Origin of the sequence: Clostridium sp. CCUG 7971, assembly GCF_017590215.1 — a bacterium.
Classification (GTDB): domain Bacteria; phylum Bacillota; class Clostridia; order Peptostreptococcales; family Peptostreptococcaceae; genus Faecalimicrobium.
Genome location: NZ_JAFFPK010000182.1, coordinates 1 through 1,439, shown reverse-complemented (window position 1 = coordinate 1,439; position 1,439 = coordinate 1). Strand labels below are relative to the sequence as shown.

The following is a 1,439-nucleotide window of genomic DNA, read 5'->3' as shown; positions in this document are numbered from 1 at the left end:
TTTATTTATTTTTTATTAATTTGTATAATATTTTACAATTGTAACCTATGTTACGTAAATTATTTTAGAGGTATTATATTATATATTTAATCTAATATTAACAATGTAAGATAAATATAGATTTAATAATTAATTATAAGGAGGCTTGTTATGAGCTTATATTTAGGTAAAATACATTATTGGTTATTTAATAAAATATTATGGTTTGAAGGTTTAGAAGATGAAATAATAGAAGTCGCTAAAAGTGAAGGATTAGATATAGATAAGTTAAGTAAAGAAATAAACTTAAAGTTTGGTGAAAAACTTCCAAATAAACCATTAGAAGAAATTATAGAACACGGCAACATACATGGATGGTTACAAGATAAAATTCATTCAGCAGAAGGTAGAATGGCAACTTGGACAAGCGAAATACTTAAAAGAGATAAAGATGCAATTACTAAAATTGAAAAAGTATATATTGATCAAGGGATAAAAGCTGGCAAAGAAATAATAAACCCAAATATCGATTTGAGTGATGCAAGTAAAATATATAATAAAATAAATGACTATATTTTAGATGGGATGCCTTGCGATAGAGTTGATGAAGTTATAGTTTCATCAGAGGATAGAGTAGAGTGGAAGAAAAGACTATGTGTTCACAAAGATATATGGAATAATGCAGGTGCAGATGTTAGTTTATTTTATGAACTAAGAAATTTATGGATAAAATCTTTTGTAAACACAATTAGTAATGATTTTGTATATAAAGAAGAAGAAAACGGGGTAAAAATAATAGAAAGAAATTAAAAACAGAGTTTAAGGAGATGTTATGGAGACTATAAATTTAATGATAGAAGAACATAAATATGTAACTCGTATGCTTAAAGTTATAAGAAGATTATGTTTTAATTTAATGGAACATAAAGATATAGATTATAAAGATTTTGAAGATGTTATTTATTTTATAAAAAACTATGCAGATGAACATCATCATAAAAAAGAAGAAAACATACTTTTTAAAGTAATGATTGAAAATTTAGGAGAACTAGCAGAAAAAGTAGTTAAACATGGTATGATGGTGGAACATGACTATGGAAGACTTTATGTAAAAAACTTAGAAGAAGCACTTAATAAACTAATAAATGGAGATAATGAATCTAAACTAGATGTAATAGCAAATGCAATATCTTATACACATTTATTAGAAAGACACATTGACAAAGAAGATAGAGTTGTATTTACATTTGCTAAAAATAAACTTAGTAAAGAATTATTAGATAAATTAGACATAGAGTGTATAGCTTATGAAAATGCAAACAAGGAAAATAAAGATAAGTGCCTAAAAATATTAAATGATTTAGAATATAAATTATTTTAATAAGAAGATATAAATATGAAAATTATATATTATTTTTATGGACTCTAATTTTAGAGTTCATTTTTATTTATTTGATTTG

General features: G+C 23.8%; 2 protein-coding genes. Both read left to right on the top strand.

Annotated features, from left to right (window positions below; translation table 11 throughout):
* Positions 1-150: 150 nt before the first annotated feature.
* The gene (locus JWF52_RS18095; RefSeq protein ID WP_208334877.1) at positions 151-789 is read left to right on the top strand and encodes a hypothetical protein; all 639 of its coding nucleotides are present in this window, start codon (positions 151-153) and stop codon (positions 787-789) included.
* 22 nt (positions 790-811) lie between these two features.
* On the top strand, positions 812-1,360 hold the full coding sequence (locus JWF52_RS18090) for a hemerythrin domain-containing protein (RefSeq protein WP_208334876.1): 549 nt from the start codon (positions 812-814) through the stop codon (positions 1,358-1,360).
* Positions 1,361-1,439: the final 79 nt, after the last annotated feature.

Coding starts and splice junctions, on each gene's coding strand:
- JWF52_RS18090 (WP_208334876.1), top strand. CDS start 812: ATGGAGACTATAAATTTAATGATAGAAGAACATAAATATGTAACTCGT.
- JWF52_RS18095 (WP_208334877.1), top strand. CDS start 151: ATGAGCTTATATTTAGGTAAAATACATTATTGGTTATTTAATAAAATA.